The organism is Streptomyces sp. NPDC048650 (assembly GCF_043199095.1).
Lineage (GTDB): Bacteria > Actinomycetota > Actinomycetes > Streptomycetales > Streptomycetaceae > Streptomyces.
Window position 1 is genome coordinate 1 of record NZ_JBICVM010000034.1, and the last position, 6,127, is coordinate 6,127.

Here is a 6,127-nt window from a genome sequence, read left to right on the forward strand (position 1 = left end):
GCGTCCAACTCCGCGTAGGTCAGCGACACGTCGCCGCACACCAGCGCGACGAGGTCCGGAGTCGCCCGGACGTGCTCCCGGAACAGCTCCGGCAGACTCGCGGTGTGGGCCTGGGCCGTCGGCCCGGTGCCCAGCGCCGCCAGCTCACCGCGCTCCTCGGCGGTGAGCAGGTCGAGCCGGCTGAGCCGCCGCCGCGGGTCGGCGACCGCGAGGCGGAGCAGCCGCTCCCACCGCCCCATCATCGTCTCGACGGCGGCCGGGTCGTACAGATCGTCGGCGTACTCGACGGACCCGTCGATCCCGTCCGGGGCACCGTCCTCCGCGTGCCGCTCGGACATGGTGAAGATCAGGTCGAGCTTGGCGGTGGTCGACGTCAACGGCATCTCGCCGACGCGCAGCCCGGGCGGCGCGAAGTCGGCCCGGGGTACGTTCTGCAGCACCAGCATGACCTGGAACAGGGGGTGGTGCGCCAGCGACCGGGACGGGTTCAGGACCCCGACCAGGTATTCGAACGGCAGGTCCTGGTGGGCGTACCCGGCCAGCGCGGTGTCCCGGACCCGGTCCAGCAGCTCGGCGAACGTAGGATCGCCGGAGGTGTCGGTACGGAACACCAGGGTGTTGACGAAGTAGCCGACCAGCTCGTCCTGCGCCTGGTCGGTCCGGCCGGCGACCGGGCTGCCGACCGGAATGTCGTCGCCCGCGCCGAGCTTGCTCAGCAACGCCGCCAGTCCTGCCTGGAGCACCATGAACAGACTGGTCCCGTGCGCGCGGGCGAGCTCGCGAAGACCGCGGTGCAGCTCGGCGTCCAGCCCGGTCCGCACAGAACCGCCCCGGTGCGAGGCGACCGCCGGGCGGGGCCGGTCGGTGGGCAGGTGGATCCGCTCCGGGAGGCCGGCCAGCTGCTGGGTCCAGTAGTCCGCCTGGCCGGCGAACAGGCTGTCCCGGTCGGTGGCGTCGCCGAGCAGTTCGTGCTGCCACAGTGTGTAGTCGGCGTACTGGACGGGCAGTGGCGCCCACTGCGGCTCCTGGCCGCGGCGGCGGGCCGTGTACGCGGCGGTCAGGCCCTGCGCAAGCGGGCCCAGCGACCAGCCGTCGCCCGCGATGTGGTGGAGCACCAGCTGGAAGACGTGCTCGTCCGGCGCCAGCTCGAACAACCCGGCCCGCAGCGGCACATCGACCGCCAGGTCGAACCGGCGGCCCTTGGCCGCCGTCATCAGAGCGGGCAGCTCTGCCTCGGTGGTCCGGCTCACGAGCAGCCGCGGGCGGGCTGCCTCCACGTCCAGCACCTGCTGGTGCGGCACTCCGTCCACCGCCGGGAACACGGTGCGCAGGCTCTCGTGTCGGACCACCACGTCCGCCACGGCGGCCTCCAGGGCCCGCCGGTCCAGATTCCCGGACAGTCGCCAGGCCAGGGAGATGTGGTAATTCGCGTCGGCGCCCTCCAGCTGGTGCAGGAACCACAGCCGCCGCTGCGCGAACGACAGCGGGATCGCCTTGGGGCGTTCGCGCCGCGCCAGGGCGGCCTGCGCCGGCCCGGCCGCCACCAGGGCGGCAGCCAGCGCTGCCGGTGTCGGTGCCTCGAACAGCGTGCGCAGCTGCATTTCCATGCCGAGCGTCGCGCGGATCCGGGCGGCCAGGCGGGTGGCGAGTAGCGAGTGCCCGCCCAGATCGAAGAAGTCGTCCTCGACACCGGCCGACGCCACACCCAGGACCTCTGCGAACAGCTGGCAGAGGATCTGCTCCTGCGGGGTGCGCGGCGCACGGCAGGTGGCCGCCGGGGTGAGGTCGGGGGCGGGCAGGGCCCGATGGTCCAGCTTGCCGTTGACGGTCAGCGGCAGTGCGTCCAGCACGATGAACGCCGACGGCACCATGTACTCCGGCAACCGCTCGCGCAGGTGCCCCCGCAGGTCGTCGGAGCGCGGCGAGGCGCCCGCGGCCGGCACCAGGTACGCGACCAGCCGGGTGTCGTCGGACCGGTCCTGCCGGGCCAGGACGGCGACCTGGGCGATACCGGGGTACGCGACCAACGCCGCCTCGATCTCGCCGAGTTCGATCCGGAAGCCGCGCACCTTCACCTGCTGGTCGGCCCGGCCGACGTAGCGCAGGCTGCCGTCCGCCGTGCGGCGCACCACGTCACCGCTGCGGTACATCCGCGATCCCGGCGGTCCGAACGGGTCCGCCACGAACCGCCCGGCAGTCAGGCCGGGCCGGTTCAGGTAGCCGCGCGCGAGGCCCGCGCCCGCGACGTACAGCTCGCCGGGCACGCCTGGGGCCACCGGCCGCAGGCCGTCGTCGAGCACGTACGCCCGCAGGTCCGGGAGGGCGGAGCCGACCTGACCTGCGGCGGTGCCGGAGCCGTCGAGCGCCGCGTACGTGACGTGCACCGTGGTCTCGGTGATGCCGTACATGTTGACCAGCCGCGGCGCGTCTCCCGGGTGTCTGTCGTACCAGCTTGCCAGCCGGGCGTGCTCCAACGCCTCACCGCCGAACACCACCGTGCGCAGGGCGAGTCGGCGGCCGGTCTCCGGGGCCTCCTCGTCCGCCTGCATCAGCTGGTAGAAGGCGGACGGCGTCTGGTTGAGCACCGTCACCCGCTCACGGGCGAGCAGTTCCAGGAACCGGCCGGGCGAGCGGCTGGTGTCGTGGTCCACGACCACCAGGCGACCGCCGTGCAGCAGCGGGCCCCACAGCTCCCACACCGAGAAGTCGAAGGCGTAGGAGTGGAAGAGGGTCCACACGTCCTCGGCGGAGAAGCGGAACAGCTCCCGCGTGGTGTCGAACAGGCGCACCACGTTGCGGTGCGGGATCACCACGCCCTTGGGGTTGCCGGTGGAACCGGAGGTGTGGATCACGTAGGCGGCGTGGCCCGGATCGACGGCGACCCCCGGGTCCGTGTTGGGCAGCCCGTCCAGATCGGCGGTGTCCAGCAGCAGCCGGTCCACGTGGTCCGCTCCCGGCAGCTCTCCGGTCCGGCTCGTCGTCACGAGCAGCGCGGGCCGGGTGTCCTGGAGCAGGTAGGTGATCCGGGCGGCCGGGTACTCCGGGTCCACCGGTACGTACGCGGCGCCGGCCTTGAGCACCGCGAGCACCGCCACGACCAGCTCCGCCGAGCGCGGCAGGGCCAGTGCCACCAACTGCTCCGGCCCCACCCCGCGGTCGATCAGGACGTGCGCAAGACGGTTGGCGCGGGCGTTCACCTGGCCGTACGTCAGAGTGGCTGCACCGTCCGTGAGGGCGGGCGCGTCCGGGTCTGCCCGCACCCGCCGCTCGAACAGTGCGGGCAGGCTGCTCTCCGGCAGCGCCCCGCCCTGGTCGGCGCCGGCCGGCAGCAGTGCCCGGAGCTCGTCGGCGGACAGCACGTCCACCTGGCCGATCCGTCGGCCGGGGTCGGCGACGACGGCGCGCAGCAGCCGCAGCCACCGCTCGACGATCCCGGTGACGGTGGCCGCGTCGAACAGGTCGGTGCTGTACTCCACCACGCCCGACAGCCCGTCCGTGCTGGGCTGTTCGGCCAGGACGAAGGTCAGGTCGCACTTGGCCGTCCCGGTGTGGACCAGGTCGGTCGTCACCCGCAGCCGCGGCAGGCCGAAGGTGCCGGACGGCGCGTTCTGCAGGGTGAGCATGGTCTGGAACAGCGGATGGTGCGCAAGCGTCCGGGTCGGGTTCAGTGCCTCTACGAGGTGCTCGAACGGCACCTCCTGGTGCGCGTACGCGGCCAGCGCGTCGGAGCGCACCCGGCCCAGCAGTTCGGTGAACGACGGGTCGCCGGAGAGGTCGGTGCGCAGCACCAGGGTGTTGACGAAGAAGCCGACCAGGTCGTCCAGGGCCTCGTCGGTGCGTCCGGCGATCGGCGTGCCGATCGGGACGTCGGTGCCCGCGCCGAGCTTGCCCAGCAGAGCGGCCAGCCCGGCCTGGAGCACCATGAAGAGGCTGGCTCCGCCGTCGCGGGCGAGTTCGCGCAGGCCTTGGTGCAGCTCGGCGTCGATGCGCACCGGAAGGTGGGCGCCCCGGTAGGACATCGCCGCCGGCCGGGGCCGGTCGAAGGGCAGCTCGACCTGGTCGGGCAGGGCCGCCAGCCGCTCCCGCCAGTACGCGAGTTGGCCGTTGAGCAGACTGTCCGGGTCGGCGCCGTCACCCAGCAGCTCCTGCTGCCAGAGGGTGTAGTCGGCGTACTGGACCGGCAGCGGCGCCCACTCCGGCTTCGCCCCCTCGCTGCGGGCCGCGTAGGCGGTCGCCAGATCCCGCGAGAGCGGGCCCGTCGACCAGCCGTCACCGGCGATGTGGTGCACCACCAGCAGCAGCACGTGCTCCTCGGCGCCGAGCCGGAACAGTTCGGCGCGCAGCGGCGATTCCTCGGAGAGGTCGAAGCCGTACCGCGCCGCCTTCGCCAGTCGGCCCGGCAGGTCGCGCTCGCCGACCTCGGTCATCCGCAGTCGCGGCCGGGCCTCGTCGAGGTCCCGCACCCGCTGGCACGGCACGCCGTCGACCACCGGGAAGACGGTACGCAGGCTCTCGTGCCGCTCGACCACATCCGCCAGGGCGGTTTCCAGAGCGCGCTGGTCCAGGCTTCCGGACAGCCGCAGTGTCAGCGGGATGTTGTAAGTGGCACTCGGGCCTTCCATCCGGTGCAGGAACCACAACCGGCGCTGTGCGAAGGACAGCGGCACCACCTCGGGCCGCTCGCACCGCCCCAGCGCCGGCCGCGCCCGGCCCGCGACGTCCACCGCGGCAGCCAGCTCCGCCACCGTCGGCGCGTCGAACAGGTCGCGCAGCCTCAGCTCCACGCCCAGCACGGACCGCGCCCGGGCGATCAGCCGGGTGGCCAGCAGGGAGTGCCCGCCGAGATCGAAGAAGTCGTCGTCGACACCGACCTGCGGCAGGCCCAGCACCTCGGCGAACAGCCCGGAGAGCAGGTGCTCGACCGCGGTGCGCGGAGCGCGGCCCGGTGCGGCGGGCTGCCGCTCGGGCGCCGGGAGGGCGCGCCGGTCCAGCTTGCCGTTCGGGGTCAGCGGCAGCGCGTCCAGCACCACGAGCGCTGATGGCACCATGTACTCGGGCAACCGCTCCCGCAGCCGGGCCCGCAGTGCGTCCGTTTGGACCGCCTGCCCCGCGGCGGGGACGACGTAGGCGACCAGCCGGGGTTCCTCGTCGGTGCGCACCGTGACGGCGGCCCGCGCGATCCTCGGGTGCTCGGTGAGGACGGCCTCGATTTCGCCGAGTTCGATCCGGAAGCCGCGGACCTTGACCTGGTCGTCGGTGCGGCCGAGGAATTCCAGGTTTCCGTCCGGGTTCCATCGCACCAGGTCACCCGTGCGGTACATCCGCGAGCCGCTCGGACCGAACGGGTCCGCCACGAACCGCCCCGCGGTCAGGCCCGGCCGGTTCAGGTAGCCGCGCGCCAGCCCCGCACCGGCGATGTACAGCTCACCCGGCACACCGGCCGGCAGCGGTCGCAGGGCGCCGTCGAGCACATGCAGCCGGGCGTTGGTGACGGGTCGGCCGATGATCGGGCGCGGACTCGGTCCCACGGGCGCGGCCACCGAGTTGACGGTGCATTCGGAGGGTCCGTACAAGTTGAGGCAGGACGTCCCGTCGGCGGCCCGCAGCCGCTCCCACAACGGCTCCGGGACCGGCTCGCCGCCGGCCGCGACCAGCGTGGGACGGTGCTGCGGATCGTCCAGCAGCCCTTGGGAGACGAGGACTTGGAGGTAGGAAGGGGTGGCCTCGACGTAGTCCAGCCCGCGGCGGGCCGTGTAGTCGACGAAGGCCTCCGGGTCGGTCCAGGTCGCATGGTCAAGGACGTGCAGCTCGTGGCCCGCGAAGGGGGCCATCAGTTGATTCCAGGAGGCGTCGAACGACACCGAGGTGGTCAGCGCTACCCGCAGCCGCTGCCGGTCCTTCAACAGCGGTGCGAACTGCACCAGTCGGTGGTCGGTGAGGAGGTTGACCAGGCCGCTGTGTGTCGCCAGGACTCCCTTGGGTTTGCCGGTGGAACCCGAGGTGTAGATGACGTAGACGGGGTGGCTCGGATCGACGGCCACCATCGGGTCGACCGCCGGGTAGCCCGCCATCAGGGCGGCGGTCTCCGGCTCGTCGAGCACCAGGCGGTCGACAGGTCCGCCGTCGG

1 protein-coding gene is annotated in these 6,127 nt (G+C 72.9%); it reads right to left on the minus strand.

Annotated features, from left to right (window positions below):
- Positions 1 to 6,127 (minus strand): amino acid adenylation domain-containing protein (locus tag ACGFML_RS38065; protein WP_393550534.1); only part of this gene is annotated, 6,127 nt, incomplete at both ends.